Genomic DNA, 525 nt, shown 5'->3' with positions numbered 1-525 from the left:
CTTTAAGCCTGAGGAATACATTCATAGAATTGGACGAACAGGCCGAGCAGGTGCCATTGGCGAAGCGATCTCATTTGTCTCAATGGGAGATTTTAAGAATCTTTGTGCAATAGAGAGCCGGCTAGGTCATATTATTGAGCGAAAAGAAATTGAAGGCTTCCCTGTGAGAAAAGTCGTGCCCGTATCTATTTTAAATTACGTACCGAAGAATAAGCGACCAGCGAATAAAAAGACTGAGCAGAAAAAACAGGACTCCCCAAAAAAGAAGATTAACCGCAATAAGCCCAATACAACGAGCACCAGCGCTAAGCGCCCTGCAAAGACCACAAATAAAACCATATGGGGTGATAGATAGTGCGCTATAGCCATTTGCCCTATAGCGCACTCGACTAAGCACAAAGGGTTCTTGGCCTAACACCTTTCGCAGCGTTACAATGATGATTCACTCGCTTTTATGGAGGTGCTTGTTATGTCTATTGCTCCTAGAATCGAAGCTCACTTGTCGCGCGTTGGCGTGCACTACGA

The 525-nt window shown here is 45.0% G+C and carries 1 pseudogene; it reads left to right on the top strand.

Going from position 1 to position 525, the window contains the following annotated elements:
- A pseudogene (locus A3735_RS31820) lies at positions 1–355 on the top strand (ATP-dependent helicase); the annotation flags it as partial.
- Between the last annotated feature and the right edge of the window lie 170 nt (positions 356–525).

The organism is Oleiphilus sp. HI0061 (assembly GCF_001635675.1).
Note: the sequence above shows the minus strand (reverse complement) of the source record. Positions and strands in the feature narration are given on the sequence as shown.